The organism is Pseudomonas fluorescens, assembly GCF_000730425.1.
Taxonomy (GTDB): Bacteria; Pseudomonadota; Gammaproteobacteria; order Pseudomonadales; family Pseudomonadaceae; genus Aquipseudomonas; species Aquipseudomonas fluorescens_X.
In genome coordinates this window covers 4,235,509-4,254,411 of record NZ_CP008896.1, presented here as the reverse complement: position 1 = coordinate 4,254,411, position 18,903 = coordinate 4,235,509, and the positions used below count along the sequence as shown (strand labels likewise).

Sequence of the window (18,903 nt, the reverse complement as noted above, 5' to 3'; positions counted from 1 at the left end):
GTTGAAGTGAATTCACAGGTCGTTCAGATGGGCCTCGGCCCAATCCCGCACCTCGGCGTAGGGATACTGCTCCAGCGCGGCAAACCCTGGAATCCCCCGGGCTTTGAGTTTGGTAAACAATGGCACGCTGATCCCGCATAAAAACCGCGTCAGGCGCTCAGCCCCCGGCAAGCTGCCAGAGTGCCGATGATGCCTGTGGATAAAATCTGCGCACAATCCCTGGAAGTTTTTATCCACAAGCGGTGCCAAGCCAGGGGGCGATGGAAGATAGGCGACCTGGCCACGGCAGACCGAACAATGCCCACACTGGCGCGGCGCCTCTGCGTCACCAAAGTACTCGGCCAGCCGAAAGCCCAGGCAGCGCTCGCTGGCGAACAACGCCAGCATCCCATGGATCCGCGCCACTTCCGTGACCTCATGCTGCTTGACGCCTGTGTATAACTCGGCGCTCATGGCCTGGGGATCAAACCCGCTATCGAGCAGGCTGTAGACCTCGGTCATTTGCTTGCTCTCCAGCTCGATCAGCCCCTGCTCCTGGAAATAGTCCAGCGCCTTGACCACCCGCCCACGCTCGGCCTGGTGCAGTTGATAAAGCGCGTCGAAGTCCACGGTGGCCCAGCTCCTGGCCCGCTTGCATACCTGGATGATCGCGGCGACAAACTGCTGTCGCTCACCGGAAAAACGCGCCAGCAATACATCCGGCTCCACCAGGTACTTGAAGCGATACTCGGCATAAAACGCATAGCGCGGTGCGATGACGCCCCTGAGCTCCAGCTGCACCAGCAAGGTCTTGAGCGGTAGCTCGCGGATATTGCTCAACTCCGCCAACGAGCGCAGCAGAAACTCCCATTGCCCGTCATCACGGGCTGCCAGCAGCTCCTCCAGCACCAGCCGGATGCCTTCCTGCTCCGGCGTATCGCCGTACACAAAGTTTTCCAGCACCGTAAGGCTGTCGCGGTTGGCCAGCACCAAGCACTCAGAAGGCTGTCCATCACGACCGGCACGCCCGATTTCCTGGCTGTAGTTCTCAATGGATTTGGGCAGGTCGAAATGCACCACGTTGCGGATGTCACTCTTGTCGATGCCCATGCCGAAGGCAATGGTGGCGACGATGCAATTGGACTGCCCCCCCATGAACCGGCGCTGGATGCCCTCGCGTTGATCATGGGGCAACCCTGCGTGATAGGCCTCGGCCTGGATGCCATGGCGATTCAGGTGCTCGGCGATCTGCTCGGCGGTTTTCTGCAAGGTGACATAGACAATGCTCGGCTGGTTGCCCCGTTCTCCCAGCCACTCCACCAGGCGCCGGCGCTTGTCCGCGCCACTGACCGGCTCTACCAGCAGATTGAGGTTGGGCCGATAGAAGCCGGTGGTGATCACATCTGCGGGGGCAATGGCGAACTTGGCCTGCATATCCGCGATCACCTTGGGTGTCGCGGTAGCCGTCAACAGCAGCGCCTGGGGAATCTTGAACTGGCGCTGGTAGTCGGGGAGCTTGAGGTAGTCCGGGCGGAAGTTATGGCCCCATTCGGAAATACAGTGGGCCTCGTCCACTACCAATAACGAAATCGAAACGCTTTGCAGAAAGTTGCGAAAGCGCTCGTTCTTCAGGCGCTCCACAGAAACCATCAGGATTTTCAGCTCGCCGGAGCGGGCGCGGGCCATGACGTCATTGGCCTGATCACGGCCTTGCGTCGAATCGATACTGCCGGCCGAAATGCCATGACGCTGCAAAAAGTCCAGCTGGTCCTGCATCAACGCCAGCAGCGGCGACACCACCAGCGTCAGGTGCGGCAGCAACACGGCTGAGAGCTGATAACAGAGGGATTTACCGGAACCGGTGGGAAAGATCGCCGCCGCCGAACGGCCGGCCAACACGGCGCTGACAGCCGCCTCCTGACCTGGACGAAACTGTGGATAGCCAAAGACCTGTTGGAGGGTGTCATGCATAGCTGTCACTCCATTGACCGCTGAACAGGCCTAAAACATAGCCCGGGATTTTCAGCGAATCGAAAAAGGTCGCGAGGAAAAGAGAGACAGGATGATACACAGGCTACGAGGTCCAGATTGGCAATCGACCAACCACCACAACCCCTGTAGGAGCCGGCTTGCCGGCGATAAGGCCCTTGGCATCAGGGCTGCCATCGCCGGCAAGCCGGCTCCTACAGAGTGTTACTGACCACAGCTCAATCAGCGGTTCTGCACACGCTCAATGGCTTTGTCATACACCGGATTGGCCTTCTGCTCCTTGGCCAACTGGTAGTGGCGCAGCGCATCAGCAAACTGCCCGGCCGCTTCGTAGATCCGCGCGATGTTGTAGTAGGAACCGGCGCGCACGGTAGCGGCTGTCGGGCCACTGGCCAGGGCAATCGCCTTGCGGTTGGCCCAGATCGACTCGGCAGTGTTGCCGGCTTTCTGGTAGGCCAGGCCGAGGTTGCCATAGGCCTTGCCGAAGGCGTTATCCAGCTCGATGGCCTGGCGGAAGTAGTCGATGGCCTGGTCCAGGTTACCGGCCTGGTAGGCCGCTTCGCCTTTGAGGTTCAGTTTTTTCGCATCACCCTGGACTGCTGAACTGACCACCACGGCATCAACGGCAACGCCATCGTTGAGCAGGGGTTTGACTTCGTTGAGCACATCCTTGGCTTCAACCAGCACGCCGGTGAAGGTGTTGATGTCCTGGAAGTCACCGTTGCCGGTCATGCGGAATACGGTCCACAAGTTACCGGTGCGATTGGTCGGCACGTAGTAGGTGCGAACCAGGGACTGGCCCATGTACACAAACACTTTGGCCTGGCTCTCGGACAAGGCAGTGGAACGGGTGTTGGTACGGTTGGAGAAGTCATGCACAGCGTAGACATAGCTTTCGCCGTAGTGCTTTTTCTGCAGGGTGATGGTTTCCGGGCCGTAGCTGTCGGTGTCATCCACATCCAGCTCGGCGTCGGTGCCGGTCTTGTTGTTGAAGTAGATATTATTGCCGGGGAAGATCATGTGGGAATCGAGGTCAGAGGGGGTCTGGCCCCAGGTCAGCACCACACGCAGGCCGTCGAGGTTCTCCATCACCGGGCTGATGGCATAGGTCATACCTTTGCACGGGCACTTGACCACCAGGTTGGAATAGCCGGGCTTCTTGATAATCAGCAGGTTGTCGGCACCGTCGGCAACTTCGCTGTTGAGGGTGACCTAGCCCTGGGCGTTGGTGCGTCCCACCACGTTCTGGGCGCCGTTGCGTTGCAGCAAGACCTCAGCGTCGGCGATTTTCTGGTCCTTGACCACGGCACTGAGCACTTCAATCGGCAACTGTTCAGCCTGGACGGCAAACGCCAGCGCGCACAATGACATCGCCGAGGCGACACGAAGCAAACCCATGCTTAACTCCCTTTAAGTCGTGGGCAAAATCGCCCTACAAGATTTTGCGGTGAAACATACGCTGAATTCAGGCTGTTTGCCGGAATTTTATACAGAGTGTGACGTGGTTTTTATCCCGCCTGCACCTGAGCGCCTTACAGCAAAACCTAATGGATCGGAAGCCTCCGTAGGAAATCGCCAAGCCGGCCACCATACGCTTCCCAAACTGCCTCCAAGCGCCATTCAAGCCTCTACAGAATCAGCCATGCCTGACCGAAACTAGCGCCCTCTCAATCCCTCTCGGCAAGAAATCCGTGAACCTGGAAAGGACTCAATACATTGACCATTACGGGGTCACGTTCAGCGTGATTCGTTTCACCGGACGGCCCAACAACAAGCAAGCACTTGCCAGCCTTTGCTTGCTAGAGGCAAAGACCTCTGCACCAGCAGTTCGTCTGCGACTACAGCGTCTTTACGAACGAATGCTTGCCCAAGATCTTCCGTGCCTCATGACGGTGGTCATTTCAAAACCATTGACGAGAAAACAGGCAAAGAGCTTGAACAACCGGAACAAGATCATCAAAGAAGCTATTTCAGGTGCGGTTGCAGCCCCAATTGGGATCATCTCAGGCAAGGCAGAATCACTGATCGAAAATGCTACCCGCGATTTGATATCCCGCCAGCTCCGCAACTTCCAGCGTGCAGACATCACCATCGGCCTGGAGGCTCGGGTTAGCGGGGGAATAGGCCCGCAGCGCTCAGGCCTCTCAATGCATGTGTACTCAGATGAACCCTAGTCAAATGCTCTACCTACAGACGGCGATCTTCTTCGCCCTTTATCTATTGCTGCACTACAAAATCACCGACTGCACACTCAGAAAGCGTTTTGCTGTCACGTTTATCGTAAGCGGCTTGACCCTGACATTCTGGCCACCTTACGTGGCCATCATTCTCAGCATTCAACTCCTGCCCCTCGCCCTGTTCTTGATAGGCTTGGCACTGTTTCTTACCCGCAACAAATACCGCCATCGTCACGACTTCCCCCCTTATCCGCTCCAGCGTGCCCCCACCATGAACCTGGCCCCCGACTTCCCCGAAGACCCTGTCATGCAGCAGCTCCTGCAATTGCTGCACGAAGAAATCGGCCTGCCCAAGCACAAGACCATCCGCCTTAAAACCTCGCTTAACTTCGACCTCGGTTGCGATGGCCTGGAAGCCAGGCAATTTATGGAGGCCCTGGAGCAGGCTTTTGATCTCGACCTGGGCGACTATGATGCCTACCGTTACTTCAACCCACCGGTCTTTGACGTGTTTCTCAAGCATCGTGCCAAGGGCCGGGGGGAGAAGATGCCGCTTACCATTGGCATGCTCTACCTGGCCGTCAAGACTCAGGGCTGGGATACGCAGACGCTGGAAAACTTGAGCTGATAAACACTGAGTAACGGGTGTGAGAGCGGGCCTGCCAAGATGCCTGACATGCCGTATTGTTCTTGTCTTCTTCGCCGGCAAGCCGCTCCTGCAAAACCGCATCGCACAAAAAAGCCGCCCACTAGGGGCGGCTTTTTAGCAGCTCGCGAATCTTACAGCTTCGGACCCGCTGCCTTGATCGCATCGCTCACTTCAAACTTCTTGAAGTTCTCGACGAACAGGCCGGCCAGTGCCTTCGCTGCTTCGTCGTAGGCAGCCTTGTCAGCCCAGGTGTTGCGTGGGTTCAACAAGCCGGTTTCAACGCCCGGTACGGCCAATGGCACGTCGAGGTTGATGGTGTCCAGGTGCTCGGTTTGCGCACCGATCAACGCGCCGCTCTGGATCGCTGCGATCACTGCACGGGTGGTCGGGATGTTGAAGCGCTTGCCGACACCGTAGCCGCCGCCGGTCCAGCCGGTGTTGACCAGGTAGACCTTGGAGCCGAAGCCACGGATGCGCTTGATCAGCAGCTCTGCGTACTCACCGGCCGGGCGCGGGAAGAACGGCGCACCGAAGCAGGTGGAGAAGGTCGACTTGATGCCGCTGCCCGACCCCATTTCAGTCGAACCCACCAGTGCGGTGTAGCCGGACAGGAAGTGGTAGGCCGCTTGCTCTTCATTGAGGATCGACACCGGTGGCAGCACGCCAGTCAGGTCGCAGGTCAGGAAGATCACTGCGTTCGGCTCGCCGCCCAGGTTCTGCTCGGAACGCTTGGCAACGTGTTCCAGCGGGTACGCGGCGCGGCTGTTCTGGGTCAGGCTGACATCGGTGTAGTCGGCGTGCTTGGCATCGTCGATCACCACGTTTTCCAGGACTGCGCCGTGCTTGATGGCTTTCCAGATGACGGGCTCGTTCTTCTCGGACAGGTCGATGCACTTGGCATAGCAACCGCCTTCGATATTGAACACCACGCCTTCGCCCCAACCGTGTTCGTCGTCACCGATCAGGTAACGGCTTTCGTCGGCAGACAGGGTGGTCTTGCCGGTGCCGGACAGACCGAAGAACAAGGTTACGTCGCCTGCTTCGCCAATGTTGGCAGCACAGTGCATGGGCAGCACGTCAGCGGCCGGCAGCAGGAAGTTCTGCACCGAGAACATGGCTTTCTTCATTTCGCCGGCGTAACGCATGCCGGCAATCAGGACTTTTTTCTGGGCGAAGTTGAGGATCACGCAACCATCGGAGTTGGTGCCGTCACGCTCAGGTACACATTCAAAGTTGGCAACGTTGAGCACTTGCCACTCTTCACGCCCGGCCGGGTTGTACTGGGCCGGATTGATGAACAGGCAACGACCGAACAGGTTCTGCCAGGCCGTCTGGGTGGTCATTTTCACGGCCAAGTAGTGGTCTTGGGCAGCACCAACGTGAACGTGGGAAACGAAATGCTCTTGCGCGTTGTTGAAAGCCTCGACGCGAGCCCACAGGGCATCGAACTTGTCGGCCGGGAACTTGCGGTTGATCGGGCCCCAGGCAATGGCAGCCTGGGTGGATGGCTCTTCAACGATGAAACGGTCGACCGGCGAACGACCGGTGCGGTGACCGGTTTCTACGACCAGCGCGCCAGTATCGGCAAGCACGCCTTCACCGCGCTGCAGGGCTTCTTTGACCAGATCGTCAACACTCAAATCGGTGTATACGGCGTTATTGGCTTGCGTCATGAGGTTCCCCGTCGGCCTATGGCCGAGTGCTCCAAACGTTTTGTAGTAGAAAGTTGCGCACTACTACCGCGAAAAAAGTGGGCCGGATTATGCCAGAAAAGCCCAAAAAGAGTAGGGCCCTCCCGTCAGAACACCTCTAATCCGGCGTTTGTCAGGTGATTTACCTGTGCTTAAACGTTTTAGTGGTGGGTACCCGAAGGGGTGTCAACGCCAGCGCCAGCGAACAATTGGGCGATATCGGCAGCGTCGAACAGGTAGCGCTGGTTGCAGAACTGGCAGTCGATTTCGATTCGGCCACCGTGTTCCACCGCAAGGTTTTGCGCATCCTCCAGACCCAGGCTCACCAGGGCATTGCCCGAGCGCTCACGGGAACAGCTGCAATGGAAACGCAGCGATTGCGCATCGAACAGGCGCACCTCTTCTTCGTGGTACAGGCGGTGCAGGATAGTTTCGTTGTCCAGTCCCAGCAGTTCTTCCGCGGTCAAGGTACCGGCCAGCGCGGTGAGGCCGCGCCAGCTTTCTTCGCGTTCTTCCTCGTCCTTGATACGGTCGGCCGGCAACTGTTGCAACAGCAGGCCACGGGCGCGCTTGCCGTCAGCGTTGAGCCAGAAACGGGTACCGACTTGCTGGGACATGACGAAATAGTTGGTGAAGCAATCGGACAGGGTTTCACCATCCAGGTCGACAATACCCTGGTAACGCTGGCCAACGGTCGGGTCGATGGTCAACGCCAGGACGCCGTTGGGCATCAGGTCGGCCAGGGTCGCATCTGCCGGGATCAGGGCCTCGTCATAACGGGCCAGGCCACGAATTTCACGCTCGCTGGAACACTCGATCATCAGCATGGGAACCGGGCCTTCGGAACGAGCCTGAAGAATCAGCAAACCATCGAATTTCATGGTGCCCACCAGCAGCGACGCGGCGGCCATCAGCTCGCCAAGCAACTGCGCGACCGGCTCCGGATAGGGGTGCTTGGCAAGGACTTCGGCATAACTGCGCTCCAGGGCAACCAGCTCGCCACGAGCGTCGTTGTCGTCAAAGAGGAAACGTTGGGTGAAGTCGGTATCCGGTAGATCAGTCATAGGTCTGGGTATCTGAATTAATGACAAAGTGATGACAATGTTTCTAAAATTATGCGCTTTAGCACCAATTTGGTGCGCTTTTCTTCCGATAGGTGAAGAGTTTTAGAGCGAAGAGGAAACAGTTTATGAACAATCCGGGTTTGTTCCAAGCCAAGTGGAACCTCGGGCGATTGGCCCTGTGCAATTTACTCGCTCTGGGGCTGCTGTGTTTTTGGCTATGGCCCGCGGGCCAGATGTTTTGCGTGATATTCGACGAATGGCTGTTTCATCTGCTCAACGACCCGCTGGCCAGCAACCCGGCCTGGCTGCATGTCTGGGCGGTAGCCAGCCTGCGGCCATTTGATGCGGTGGTCGGGGTGATCCTGCTGATGCTGCTGATTCGCGGTGAATGGGTGTTCAAGGCGATTGAAGTGCGCCAGGCGTTTTTCGGTTTCCTCGCGATCCTGCTGTTACTGCTGTTCATCCGCATGCTGTTTTCCAAGCTCGCCGCACAGATGGGCTGGCAGCACAACAGCCCATCAATGGTAATCAATGGGGCAATCCATATGAGCGACTACTTCCCAGACCTGGAAAAAACCTGGGAATTGAAGGACCGCTCCAGCCAGAGCTTCCCCGGTGACCATGCTTCGGTGCTGCTGATCTGGGGAATGTTCATGAGCGTGTTTGCCAAGCGCATCGGGCACGTCGCGCTGGTCTGGGGGCTGGCACTGCTGTTCATGATGCCGCGCCTGGTGGCCGGGGCGCATTGGGGGCAAGACGACTATATCGGTGGCGTGCTACTGGCCCTGTTGGCGCTGGGCTGGGGTTACTACACACCGTTTGCGGCGAAGGTTTCGGGGCGGCTGCTACGGGTGACCGAGCCTGTATTCACGTGGCTGCAACGGATAGCGGTGATCAATCGCTTGAGCGTAATCCGCAACCCCTGACCTGTAGGAGCCGGCTTGCCCGCGATGAGGCCCTCGAACGTGCCGCCATCGCTGGCAAGCCAGCACCTACAATAGATAACCTGCATTCACTCATCGCTGCCGCTGCCGCGAAACTTGAACAGATCCCGGCGCTGTTTCTTGCTCGGCTTGCCGTCGGTACTCATCCCCAAAGCTGCGGCCTTGCGCATGGCCGCCGCATTCTCGCGCTTGGCGATACTTGCCGGGGTTTCGGTGTACAGCGCCTGCGCTTCGGGAGCGCCCCGGCGGACGATGGAAAGCGCCTGCACCACCACTGTCTTCTCATCAAACCCGACACGAATCTGCAACTCGTCGCCAAGGCGCGGCTCCTTGCCCGGCTTGCAGCGTTCGCCACGGCAATGCACCTTGCCGCTCTCGATGGCGGCCTTGGCCAAGGCCCGGGTCTTGTAGAAACGTGCCGCCCACAACCACTTGTCCAAACGGATCTTTTCGTCCTCTTCCTGCTTTTGAGCCACTTCAATTCCTCGCTCTGAAAAATGTCGCAACTTAACCGTCGACTCCCTTCGACGCACAAACGCCAAGGCTCACCTAAGATACGCCAGGTGTCAGGCAGTTACCCTTTCGCCGTGGTTTTTTGTGGCGTGAAGATATCTGTCGCCATTTGATGAATATTCTGCGTGAATACCGCAAATTCGGCACCAAGCGCCCCTCAACACTCCTGGGTTGTCACAATTCGTGAGCAGTTGGGCGCTAGTGTCGTCTGACATCGAAATATTTCTGATTGCCGGTTGTTCATATTGAAGACATTTGACCATTTGACCGTTGTCGGTCTGCGCGAATGGGTGGCACTTCCCGATCTGGGGGTGGCGGGCCTGCGCGCGAAGATCGACACCGGTGCCAGTACCTCCAGCCTGCATGCCACCGAGATCGAGCCGTTTGAACGTGACGGTGAAAAATGGGTGCGCTTCACAGCGCATCTGGGCAGCGTGGTTCAACTACGCCACCGGCGTTGCGAAGCGCCGCTGGTGGCGATGAAAACCATTAAAAGCTCCAACGGCCAGGCGCAGGTGCGCTACGTGATAAGCACCACCCTGGCCCTGGGTGATCGGGTATGGCGGGTGGAGTTCACCCTGGCTTGCCGCAAAACCATGCGTTACCGCCTGTTGCTAGGTTCCAAAGCCCTGATCGACGGCCAGTTGGTGGTCAATCCGGGGCTCAAGTACGTTCAAGACAAGCCGGTGTTCCCGGTCTCTACTATTGCTGCCACAGGTGTTGCATGAAGATCGCTGTGCTGTCGCGTAACCCGCGCCTGTATTCCACCCGTCGTCTGGTCGAAGCCGGCACTGAACGGGGTCATGAGATGGTGGTGATCGATACGTTGCGCGCCTATATGAACATCGCCAGTCATAAGCCGCAGATCCACTACCGGGGTAAACCACTGGAAGGCTTCGACGCGGTGATCCCGCGCATCGGTGCCTCCGTGACCTTCTATGGCTGCGCGGTATTGCGCCAGTTTGAAATGATGGGCGTGTTTCCGCTCAACGAATCGGTGGCCATTGCCCGCTCCCGGGACAAGCTGCGCTCCCTGCAACTGCTGTCGCGCCGTGGTATCGGCTTGCCGGTGACCGGTTTTGCCCATTCCCCCGATGACATTCCTGACCTGATCGAGATGGTCAACGGTGCCCCCTTGGTAATCAAGGTGCTGGAAGGTACCCAGGGCATCGGTGTGGTGCTGTGCGAAACCGCCACGGCAGCAGAGTCGGTGATCGAGGCATTCATGGGCCTCAAGCAGAACATCATGGTCCAGGAATACATCAAGGAAGCCGGCGGTGCCGATATCCGTTGCTTCGTGGTGGGGGACAAGGTCATTGCGGCGATGAAACGCCAGGCCAAGCCTGGGGAGTTTCGCTCCAACCTGCACCGGGGCGGCAGCGCCAGCCTGATCAAGATCACCCCGGAAGAACGCATGACTGCCTTGCGTGCAGCCAAGGTCATGGGGTTGAGTGTGGCAGGGGTGGATATCCTGCGCTCGAACCACGGGCCACTGGTGATGGAAGTAAATTCTTCACCGGGCCTGGAAGGGATTGAGACCACCACCAACAAGGATGTGGCGGGGATCATCATTCAGCATCTGGAGAAGAACAGCGGGCCGAACATGACCCGCACCAAAGGCAAAGGCTGACTGTAGGAGCCGGCTTGCTGGCTCCTAGACAAAGTTACACAGCATCCCTTGGCAGCATCAGCCCCAACGGCAAGCGTACCCGCGCTTCCAGCCCGCCATCGGCACGGTTGCGCAGTTCGACATTGCCGCCATGCATCGAAGCAATCCGCCGCACAATTGCCAGCCCCAGGCCGGTACCTTTGCCACCACGGGCACGGTCGCCACGGGTGAAGGGGTTGAAGATGCCTTCCAGTTCCGCCGGATCGATCCCGGCGCCACGGTCCATGACACTCAGCACCACATAAGGTGCGTTGGTATCACCGGACACATAGGCGGCCACTTCCACCTCCGTGCCCGCATGATGCAAGGCGTTGCCGATCAGGTTGTTCAGCAGGCGCTTCATCGAGACCCGGCGCAAGGCAAAGGGCTGGATCGGTTCCAGGCGCATGCGCACCTGCTCGCCATTCTGGTTGTAGGGCGCCACGACCTCGCGTACCAGGTCGGTCAGATCCACCTCTTCCACCACTTCATCGCGACCATCGCGGATAAACGCCAGGAACTGGTCGAGAATCGCGTCCATGTCTTCGATATCACGGACCATGTCATCGGTAAGGTCAGTGTGATTGCCCATGAGTTCGAGGGACAGACGCAAACGGGTCAGCGGCGTACGCAGGTCATGGGATACCCCGGCCAGCATCAGCTCACGCTCGCGCCCGGCCTGTTCGACATCTTCGGCCATCTGATTGAACGCGCTGTATACCTCGGTCATTTCGCTGGGCGTATCGCTGATCGGCAAACGCACGCTACGCCCCTGCCCCAGTTGCCTGGCGGCGAACACCAGGCGCTTGAGCGGCTGGTTGAGCTGGCGCACGAAAATCCAGGCTGACGCCGTTGAAAGCAGACCAATGGCCAGGAACCAACCGAGCACGTTCCAGATCTTCTGCCCCCGCAACGGGTGCGGGTACAGTGGAACCTTGACCCATGCATCGCCCAGGCTCGGCGCACGCACCCAGAGGGCCGGCGACACGTGCATGCGCAAGCGCACTTCGGTGTCATCGCCCAGCTCGTCCTGCATCTGCCGCTGGTAGATTTCACTGTAGGGCCAATGCTGCTCGCCTTCCGGCACCCCGGCGCCGACCACCCGGGTCAAGGGAATTGCCGCCGCAACCTTGTCACGATCCTTGGGATCGGTTGCCCAGTAAGCGCGCAAGGTCAAGGCAACGCCATGGCTGTACTGTCGGTCCACCAGCACATCTTCGTTCATCAACAAGTAAACGAGGGTCAGTGCCTTGGAAAACAGAACGACGATCAGCACCAGCCAAAGGGTGCGGGAGAAGAAACTTTGGGGGAACCACAGCGGGGTTTTCATAGAAGACAGCTAGACACCTGGCAAGAGCGAGCGAGGCTCGCAGAATTGCAGACGCCGGGCATCCGGCCGCCCCATTGGGGTCGAACTCCGGAGTACCCGCATGTGCAAATCATTGGTTACTTGGTTGCCGTACCATCCGGCACAAACACGTAACCCACGCCCCACACTGTCTGGATGTAACGCGGCTTGGACGGATCGGGCTCGATCATCCGGCGCAGACGGGAAATCTGCACGTCGATGGAGCGCTCCAGGGCGTCCCATTCACGACCTCGGGCCAGGTTCATTAGCTTGTCACGGGTCAACGGTTGGCGAGCGTTCATCACCAGCGCCTTGAGTACCGCGAATTCACCGGTCGTCAGCATATGGACTTCTTCACCGCGCTTGAGCTCACGGGTCGCCAGCGACAGCTCATAGTCACCAAACGTGACGCTTTCATCTTCGCTGCCAGGGGCACCGGGTACGGGGGCAGCCTGGCGACGCAATACGGCCTTGACCCGAGCCATCAACTCATCAGGGTTGAACGGTTTGGCCAGGTAATCGTCGGCGCCCAGCTCCAGGCCCTTGATACGGCTCAGCTCGTCGCCCTTGGCGGTCAACATGATGATCGGGATCTGGTTGTTGGTACTGCGCAGGCGCTTGCACGCCGTCAGGCCGTCTTCACCCGGCAACATCAGGTCGAGCACGACCAGGTTGAATACCTCGCGCCCCAGCAGGCGGTCCATCTGCTCGGTGTTCGGCACCGCGCGGGCACGGTAACCCTTGGAGGTGAAGAACCGCTCCAGCAGGCTGCTCAGCCCCGGATCGTCATCAACGATGAGAATTTTTTCGCCTTCAGCAGTTTGTGCAGTGCTGCTCATTGGATGCTCCTCTTATCTGGCGCGCATTATGGCTTAGCTGCCGTTATACGCACGGTACGCATTGTTAGCAGATTTTTCTCCAACCACCAGTGCGCCTGCGCCTGGCGCAATCCCCCCAAGGACGGAACGCTGGTTATAATGCCGCGCCACAGTGCCGTGCAATGCCATGGCCGGCCTGGTGTTTTTTTCATCTGCTTATCGTGATTTTTCCGATTTCGAGGGTCAATAGGCTGCCTCTTGACCCAGGCAGCGGCGCCAGTCGGGCCGCTCAACCAGCCGCGCAAGGCCTTGTTTTCCGGGCCTGCGAACTGCTTTCAAGAATTTCAGGTGGTTTTATGGACAGCATCAACAGCCGCATCGCCGAGGAACTCGGTGTACGCCCACAACAGGTCGAAGCGGCCGTCGCTCTACTGGATGAAGGCTCCACGGTGCCCTTTATCGCCCGTTACCGTAAAGAAGTGACCGGCAGCCTCGATGATATCCAGTTGCGGCATCTGGAAGAACGCCTGCGCTATCTGCGAGAACTCGACGAACGGCGCGTCAGCATCCTCGCCAGCATCCAGGAGCAGGGCAAGCTGACCCCGCAACTTGAACGCGACATCAAGCTCGCCGACACCAAGACCCGCCTCGAAGACCTGTACCTGCCGTACAAGCAGAAGCGCCGCACCAAGGGCCAGATCGCCCTGGAAGCCGGCCTCGGCGACTTGGCCGATGGCCTGTTCAACGACCCGTCCCTGACGCCTGAAAACGAAGCCGCACGTTTTGTGGATGCCGAAAAAGGCGTCGCCGACGTCAAGGCCGCCCTCGAAGGCGCCAAATACATCCTCATGGAGCGCTTCGCCGAAGACGCCAACCTGCTGGAAAAACTGCGTAACTACCTGAAACAGGAAGCCACCCTCAGCGCCCGCGTGATCGCTGGCAAAGAGGAAGAAGGCGCCAAGTTCCGCGACTACTTCGAACACGACGAACCGCTCAAAAGCATGCCATCGCACCGTGCCCTGGCCATTTTCCGCGGTCGCAACGAAGGCATTCTCAGCTCTGCACTGAAAGTCGGCGACGAGCTGCCGGGCACCATGCACCCATGCGAAGGCATGATCGGCCAACAATTCGGCATCCAGAATCAGAATCGTCCTGCGGACAAGTGGCTCGGTGAAGTCGTGCGCTGGACCTGGAAGGTCAAGCTCTACACCCACCTGGAAACCGACCTGCTGGGCGAGTTGCGCGACGGCGCCGAAACCGAGGCGATCAACGTATTCGCCCACAACCTGCACGACCTGCTGCTGGCCGCGCCAGCCGGCCCGCGCGCGACCCTGGGCCTGGACCCGGGCCTGCGCACCGGCTGCAAGGTCGCCGTGGTCGATGCCACCGGCAAGCTGCTGGACCACGCCACCGTGTACCCACACGTGCCCCACAACAAGTGGGACCAGACCATCGCCATCCTGGCCGCCCTGTGCGCCAAGCACGCGGTAGACCTGATTGCCATCGGCAACGGCACCGCCAGCCGTGAAACCGACAAGCTGGCCCTGGAACTGATCAAAAAATACCCAGGCATGAAAATGACCAAGGTCATGGTCTCCGAGGCCGGGGCTTCGGTGTACTCGGCATCGGAACTGGCCTCCAAGGAATTCCCGGACCTCGATGTATCGATCCGTGGCGCGGTGTCCATCGCCCGTCGTTTGCAGGACCCGCTGGCCGAGCTGGTGAAGATCGACCCCAAGTCCATCGGTGTCGGCCAGTACCAGCACGACGTGTCGCAGCTGAAACTGGCGCGTGGCCTGGATGCAGTGGTGGAAGACTGCGTGAACAAGGTCGGCGTCGACGTGAACACGGCCTCGGTTGCGCTGCTGGCGCGGATTTCCGGCCTCAATGCCACCCTGGCGCAAAACATCGTCACCCATCGTGATGAAAACGGCGCATTCAAGACCCGTGCAGCACTGAAAAAAGTCGCACGCCTTGGCGAAAAAACCTTCGAGCAGGCCGCCGGGTTCCTGCGCGTCATGAACGGTGACAACCCGCTGGACGCCTCGGCAGTCCACCCGGAAGCCTACCCGCTGGTACAACGCATTGCCGCGCAAACCGACCGCGATATCCGTTCGCTGATCGGCGACGCCGCCTTCCTCAAGCGCCTGGATCCGAAGAAGTACACCGATGAAACCTTCGGCGTGCCGACCATCACCGACATCCTGCAAGAACTGGAAAAACCCGGCCGCGACCCGCGACCCGAGTTCAAGACCGCCGAGTTCCAGGAAGGCGTCGAAGACCTCAAGGACCTGCAACTGGGGATGATCCTCGAAGGCGTGGTGACCAACGTGACCAACTTCGGCGCTTTTGTAGACATCGGCGTGCATCAGGACGGTTTGGTGCACATTTCTGCGCTTTCGGAAAAGTTCATCAAGGACCCGCGCGAGGCGGTGAAGGCCGGTGATGTGGTCAAGGTCAAGGTCATGGAAGTCGATATCCCGCGCAAACGTGTGGGCCTGTCGATGCGCATGAGCGATACCCCCGGCGAGAAAATCGACGGTGCCCGAGGCGCACGCCCGGGTTCAGCGCCGCGCCAGTCGCAAAACCGCTCTGAAGCACCACGCAAGGAAACCACCACCGCAGCCCCGACCAACAACGCCATGGCTTCGCTGTTCGCCAACGCCAAGCAACTGAAAAAACGTTGATGGCACTGCCGGCCGGCCTAACCCACAGCGCCTTCAGCGAACTGCTCGGCTGCCGCCTGCAACGCCTGGACCAGGGCGTTGCCGAGGTTGCCCTGACCCTGGAGCCACAACTGCGCAATCGCGCAGGCAAGCTCCATGGCGGGGCGATTTTCAGCCTGGTGGACATTGCCATGGGGCTGGCCTGCTCCAGTGCCCATGGTTTCGACCAGCAGAGCGCGACCATCGAGTGCAAAATCAACTACATCCGCGCCGTGTCCGACGGTGACGTGCTGTGTACCGCCCGGGTCATCCACCCCGGCCGGCGCACCCTGGTGGTCGAGGCCGAGGTGTATCAGGACGAAAGACTCGTCGCAAAAGCACAAGGCACCTTCGCTGTCCTATAGCTCCCTGTCATCAATTTGGGTTAATTTCGGCGCTGCAAAAGCAGCGTCGGAGTTTTCTTCCTGCGCGATAGCCAAATTCAGGGAATGAAGTCGGCACTTTCAGAGCAGGTTATTCCGGCTCGAAAACCAGGCGATAACGCCAGTTTTAACTTCACCCTTGTAGACCGTCCTGCCCACCCCCATATTGGGGCGACTGACGCGTGAAGGAATCCAACTTGAGCGAACTTCTCAACCGCCGCCTGGCTCTGCTCGGCAAGCGCGAACACCTCTCTTTGCTTGAGCACTGCCTGCACGGCATCGAGCGTGAATGCCTGCGTGTCACCGGCGAAGGCCGCCTGGCCCAAACGCCGCATCCAGAGGCCCTGGGCGCTGCATTGACCCACGAATCGATCACCACCGACTATTCCGAGTCGCTGCTGGAGTTCATCACGCCGGCGCTGCCCAACCCGGCAGATACCCTGCACAGCCTCGACAAAATTCACCGCTTTGCCTACAGCAAGCTCGGCAACGAGTACCTGTGGAGCCCATCGATGCCGTGCCCATTGCCGGCCGAGGAAGATATTCCGATTGCCTACTACGGCACCTCCAACATCGGGCAGCTCAAGTACGTGTACCGCAAGGGCCTGGCCCTGCGCTACGGCAAGACCATGCAGTGCATCGCCGGCATCCACTACAACTTCTCCCTGCCGGAAGAGCTGTGGCCGCTGCTCAAGCAAACGGAAGGCTTCGTGGGAACCGACCGGGATTACCAGTCCACGGCCTATATCGCCCTGATCCGTAACTTCCGCCGCTACAGCTGGCTGCTGATGTACCTGTTCGGCGCCTCGCCGGCCCTGGATGCGGGCTTCCTGCGCGGGCGTTCCCATCAGCTTGAACAGTTCGATGCCGACACCCTGTACCTGCCGTATGCCACCAGCCTGCGCATGAGCGACCTGGGTTACCAAAGCAACGCCCAGGCCGGCCTGACCCCTTGCTACAACGATCTGGCCAGCTACACCGACAGCCTGCGCGAAGCGGTGGCAACGCCCTACGCGCCTTACGTCGCAGTCGGCACCCATAAGGACGGGGAGTGGGTACAGCTCAACACCAACATCCTGCAGATCGAGAACGAGTACTACTCCAACATCCGCCCCAAGCGTGTGACCTACACCGGTGAGCGGCCGATCCAGGCGCTGATGGCCCGTGGCATCCAGTACATCGAAGTGCGCTGCCTGGACATCAACCCGTTCCTGCCGATGGGCATCGACCTGCCGGAATCGCGCTTCCTCGACGCGTTCCTGCTGTACTGCGCGCTGAACGATAGCCCGCTGTTTGAAAACAGCGAGTGTGGCAATGCCACGTCGAACTTCCTCAGTGTGGTCAAGGAAGGCCGGCGCCCGGGCCTGCAATTGCAACGCCGCGGCCAGTCGGTGGAAATGAAGGAATGGGCCACCGAACTGCTGGAGAAAATCGCCCCGCTGGCCGCACTGCTGGACCAGAGCCAGGGCATCAGCGAACACAGCCAGGCGCTGGACGCCCAGTTGGCGAAGATCCAGGACACGTCCCTGACCCCGTCGGCCCAGGTGTTGGCGGCGATGCAGGCGCGCAAGGAAAGCTTTGCGCAGTTCTCCCTGCGCCAGAGCGAAGTGCATGCCGAGTACTTCCGACGCGAGCCGTTACCCGCGCAAGAGCAGGCGCACTTTGAAGAGCTGGCCCGTACGTCGCTGGCCCAACAGGCGGAGCTGGAGCAGAACGAAGTGGGTGATTTCGACGTGTTTGTCGGGGCGTACCAGGCAAGCATCCTGGCGATCAGTAACTAAGACCTGGCTCGGATCCCGTGTGGGAGCGGGCTTGCTCGCGAAAGCGGTGTATCAGTCAGCACTTATATTGACTGACACACCGCTTTCGCGAGCAAGCCCGCTCCCACATTTGTCCTAAGCGTCTTCAAAGTTCTCCTCATAAGCTAATTCGAAAATGTTATTTATTTTCGGATTCTTAGATCATTTAGTCTCCTCACACGCCGATCCTCGGCCGCCTGATGAGGAGCTTTTCCATGAAACTGCCTGCCCCCTTTCGCCTCCTGGCGGCCCTGTCCCTGGCCGGCGCCAGCCTGTTTGCCCACGCGGCCGACGTGACCATCGCCTATCAGACCACCGTTGACCCGGCCAAAGTCGCCCAGGCCGACGGCGCTTATGAAAAAGCCACCAACGCCAGCATCGACTGGCGCAAATTCGACAATGGCGCCGATATTATCGCCGCCATCGCCTCCGGCGACGTGCAGATCGGCTACCTCGGTTCCAGCCCGCTGACCGCAGCCATCACCCGCAAAGTGCCGGTGCAGACCTTTCTCGTCGCCACCCAGATCGGTGGCGCCGAAGCCCTGGTGGCGCGCAACGGTTCCGGGATCAACAGCCCGCAGGACCTGATCGGCAAGAAAATCGCCGTGCCGTTCGTTTCCACCGGCCACTACAGCCTGTTGGCCGCGCTCAAACACTGGAATATCGACCCGGCAAAAGTCACCGTACTCAACCTCGCCCCGCCGGCCATCATCGCGGCCTGGAAGCGCGGCGATATCGACGCCACTTACGTCTGGGACCCGGCCCTGGGTGTCGCCAAGGAAAACGGCAAAGTGCTGATCACCTCCGGCGAGCTGGCCAAATTCGGCGCACCGACCTTCGATGCCTGGATCGTGCGTAAGGACTTTGCCGAAAAGCACCCGCAAATCGTCAGTGCCTTTGCCAAAGTCACCCTCGATGCCTACGCCCAATACCGCAAAGACCCACAAGCCTGGCTGGCGGACAAAGGCAACGTCGACAAACTGGTGAAACTCTCCGGCGCCAAGGCCAGCGACATCCCACTGCTGCTGCAAGGCAACGTCTACCCACTGGCCGCCGACCAGGTGATCCTGCTCGGAGCCCCGACCACCAAGGCCGTGACCGACACTGCCGCGTTCCTCAAGGAACAAGGCAAAGTCGAGGCCGTGCTACCCGACTACGCCCCTTACGTCAGCGCCAAGTTCATCACTAATTGATCA

Annotated in this window: 15 protein-coding genes and 1 pseudogene; 9 read left to right on the top strand and 7 right to left on the bottom strand. The window is 59.5% G+C overall.

Annotation, left to right across the window (positions count from 1 at the left end):
- Nucleotides 1-12 precede the first annotated feature (12 nt).
- Nucleotides 13-1,950, bottom strand: coding sequence for a RecQ family ATP-dependent DNA helicase (locus HZ99_RS19020; protein WP_038445199.1), 1,938 nt, complete (start codon nt 1,948-1,950; stop codon nt 13-15).
- A gap of 240 nt (nt 1,951-2,190) precedes the next feature.
- A pseudogene (locus HZ99_RS19015) lies at nt 2,191-3,366 on the bottom strand (tetratricopeptide repeat protein).
- A 344-nt stretch (nt 3,367-3,710) separates the two neighbouring features.
- Between HZ99_RS19015 and HZ99_RS19010 the strand changes: the two are divergent.
- Together HZ99_RS19010 and HZ99_RS29445 are read left to right on the top strand one after the other, a co-directional pair.
- Nucleotides 3,711-4,142: a hypothetical protein gene (locus HZ99_RS19010; RefSeq protein ID WP_235205534.1), complete on the top strand. Its 432-nt coding sequence runs from the start codon at nt 3,711-3,713 to the stop codon at nt 4,140-4,142.
- A gap of 274 nt (nt 4,143-4,416) precedes the next feature.
- On the top strand, nt 4,417-4,773 hold the full coding sequence (locus tag HZ99_RS29445) for a DUF1493 family protein (protein WP_038448121.1): 357 nt from the start codon (nt 4,417-4,419) through the stop codon (nt 4,771-4,773).
- Between the two features lie 152 nt (nt 4,774-4,925).
- Here the strand turns inward: HZ99_RS29445 and HZ99_RS19000 are convergent, their stop codons facing one another.
- Together HZ99_RS19000 and hslO are read right to left on the bottom strand one after the other, a co-directional pair.
- Nucleotides 4,926-6,467: a phosphoenolpyruvate carboxykinase gene (locus tag HZ99_RS19000; protein ID WP_038445195.1), complete on the bottom strand. Its 1,542-nt coding sequence runs from the start codon at nt 6,465-6,467 to the stop codon at nt 4,926-4,928.
- A gap of 179 nt (nt 6,468-6,646) precedes the next feature.
- Nucleotides 6,647-7,549, bottom strand: a complete 903-nt coding sequence (gene hslO, locus HZ99_RS18995) for an Hsp33 family molecular chaperone HslO (RefSeq protein ID WP_038445193.1) — start codon at nt 7,547-7,549, stop codon at nt 6,647-6,649.
- Between the two features lie 125 nt (nt 7,550-7,674).
- On the opposite strand from hslO, the gene HZ99_RS18990 reads away from it, so the two are divergent.
- Nucleotides 7,675-8,475 (top strand): phosphatase PAP2 family protein, encoded by an 801-nt coding sequence (locus HZ99_RS18990; RefSeq protein ID WP_038445191.1) that lies wholly within the window; start codon nt 7,675-7,677, stop codon nt 8,473-8,475.
- 86 nt (nt 8,476-8,561) lie between these two features.
- On the opposite strand, the gene HZ99_RS18985 is transcribed toward HZ99_RS18990, so the two are convergent.
- The gene (locus HZ99_RS18985) at nt 8,562-8,969 is read right to left on the bottom strand and encodes an RNA-binding S4 domain-containing protein (protein ID WP_038445189.1); all 408 of its coding nucleotides are present in this window, start codon (nt 8,967-8,969) and stop codon (nt 8,562-8,564) included.
- A 300-nt stretch (nt 8,970-9,269) separates the two neighbouring features.
- Between HZ99_RS18985 and HZ99_RS18980 the strand changes: the two genes are divergently transcribed.
- Together HZ99_RS18980 and rimK are read left to right on the top strand one after the other, a co-directional pair.
- Nucleotides 9,270-9,734, top strand: a complete 465-nt coding sequence (locus HZ99_RS18980) for an ATP-dependent zinc protease (RefSeq protein ID WP_286675716.1) — start codon at nt 9,270-9,272, stop codon at nt 9,732-9,734.
- Nucleotides 9,731-10,636: a 30S ribosomal protein S6--L-glutamate ligase gene (gene rimK / locus HZ99_RS18975; protein WP_038445187.1), complete on the top strand. Its 906-nt coding sequence runs from the start codon at nt 9,731-9,733 to the stop codon at nt 10,634-10,636. The genes HZ99_RS18980 and rimK overlap by 4 nt, the downstream gene beginning before the upstream one ends.
- A 34-nt stretch (nt 10,637-10,670) precedes the next feature.
- On the opposite strand, the gene HZ99_RS18970 is transcribed toward rimK, so the two are convergent.
- Together HZ99_RS18970 and ompR are read right to left on the bottom strand one after the other, a co-directional pair.
- Nucleotides 10,671-11,984, bottom strand: coding sequence for an ATP-binding protein (locus HZ99_RS18970; protein WP_038445185.1), 1,314 nt, complete (start codon nt 11,982-11,984; stop codon nt 10,671-10,673).
- A gap of 116 nt (nt 11,985-12,100) precedes the next feature.
- Nucleotides 12,101-12,841 carry a two-component system response regulator OmpR gene (ompR, locus tag HZ99_RS18965; protein WP_032856582.1) on the bottom strand — a complete coding sequence of 247 codons (741 nt, stop codon included), beginning with the start codon at nt 12,839-12,841 and terminating at the stop codon, nt 12,101-12,103.
- Between the two features lie 335 nt (nt 12,842-13,176).
- On the opposite strand from ompR, the gene HZ99_RS18960 reads away from it, so the two are divergent.
- The 4 genes from HZ99_RS18960 (at nt 13,177) to tauA (ending at nt 18,900) form a co-directional block, all read left to right on the top strand.
- Nucleotides 13,177-15,507: a Tex family protein gene (locus HZ99_RS18960; protein WP_038445183.1), complete on the top strand. Its 2,331-nt coding sequence runs from the start codon at nt 13,177-13,179 to the stop codon at nt 15,505-15,507.
- Nucleotides 15,507-15,890, top strand: coding sequence for a PaaI family thioesterase (locus tag HZ99_RS18955; protein WP_051903188.1), 384 nt, complete (start codon nt 15,507-15,509; stop codon nt 15,888-15,890). Before HZ99_RS18960 ends, HZ99_RS18955 begins: the two co-directional genes overlap by 1 nt.
- Nucleotides 15,891-16,105: 215 nt before the next feature.
- Complete coding sequence (gene gshA, locus HZ99_RS18950; protein ID WP_038445181.1) at nt 16,106-17,689, top strand: glutamate--cysteine ligase; 1,584 nt, start codon at nt 16,106-16,108, stop codon at nt 17,687-17,689.
- 233 nt (nt 17,690-17,922) lie between these two features.
- Nucleotides 17,923-18,900: a taurine ABC transporter substrate-binding protein gene (gene tauA / locus HZ99_RS18945; RefSeq protein ID WP_038445179.1), complete on the top strand. Its 978-nt coding sequence runs from the start codon at nt 17,923-17,925 to the stop codon at nt 18,898-18,900.
- The last annotated feature ends 3 nt before the right edge of the window (nt 18,901-18,903 follow it).

Excerpts from the sequence above, each read along its gene's own strand:
- rimK (WP_038445187.1), top strand. The coding sequence starts at position 9,731 with ATGAAGATCGCTGTGCTGTCGCGTAACCCGCGCCTGTATTCCACCCGT.
- HZ99_RS18955 (WP_051903188.1), top strand. The coding sequence starts at position 15,507 with ATGGCACTGCCGGCCGGCCTAACCCACAGCGCCTTCAGCGAACTGCTC.
- HZ99_RS18970 (WP_038445185.1), bottom strand. The coding sequence starts at position 11,984 with ATGAAAACCCCGCTGTGGTTCCCCCAAAGTTTCTTCTCCCGCACCCTT.
- tauA (WP_038445179.1), top strand. The coding sequence starts at position 17,923 with ATGAAACTGCCTGCCCCCTTTCGCCTCCTGGCGGCCCTGTCCCTGGCC.
- HZ99_RS18960 (WP_038445183.1), top strand. The coding sequence starts at position 13,177 with ATGGACAGCATCAACAGCCGCATCGCCGAGGAACTCGGTGTACGCCCA.
- hslO (WP_038445193.1), bottom strand. The coding sequence starts at position 7,549 with ATGACTGATCTACCGGATACCGACTTCACCCAACGTTTCCTCTTTGAC.
- HZ99_RS19000 (WP_038445195.1), bottom strand. The coding sequence starts at position 6,467 with ATGACGCAAGCCAATAACGCCGTATACACCGATTTGAGTGTTGACGAT.
- HZ99_RS29445 (WP_038448121.1), top strand. The coding sequence starts at position 4,417 with ATGAACCTGGCCCCCGACTTCCCCGAAGACCCTGTCATGCAGCAGCTC.
- HZ99_RS19020 (WP_038445199.1), bottom strand. The coding sequence starts at position 1,950 with ATGCATGACACCCTCCAACAGGTCTTTGGCTATCCACAGTTTCGTCCA.
- ompR (WP_032856582.1), bottom strand. The coding sequence starts at position 12,841 with ATGAGCAGCACTGCACAAACTGCTGAAGGCGAAAAAATTCTCATCGTT.
- HZ99_RS18990 (WP_038445191.1), top strand. The coding sequence starts at position 7,675 with ATGAACAATCCGGGTTTGTTCCAAGCCAAGTGGAACCTCGGGCGATTG.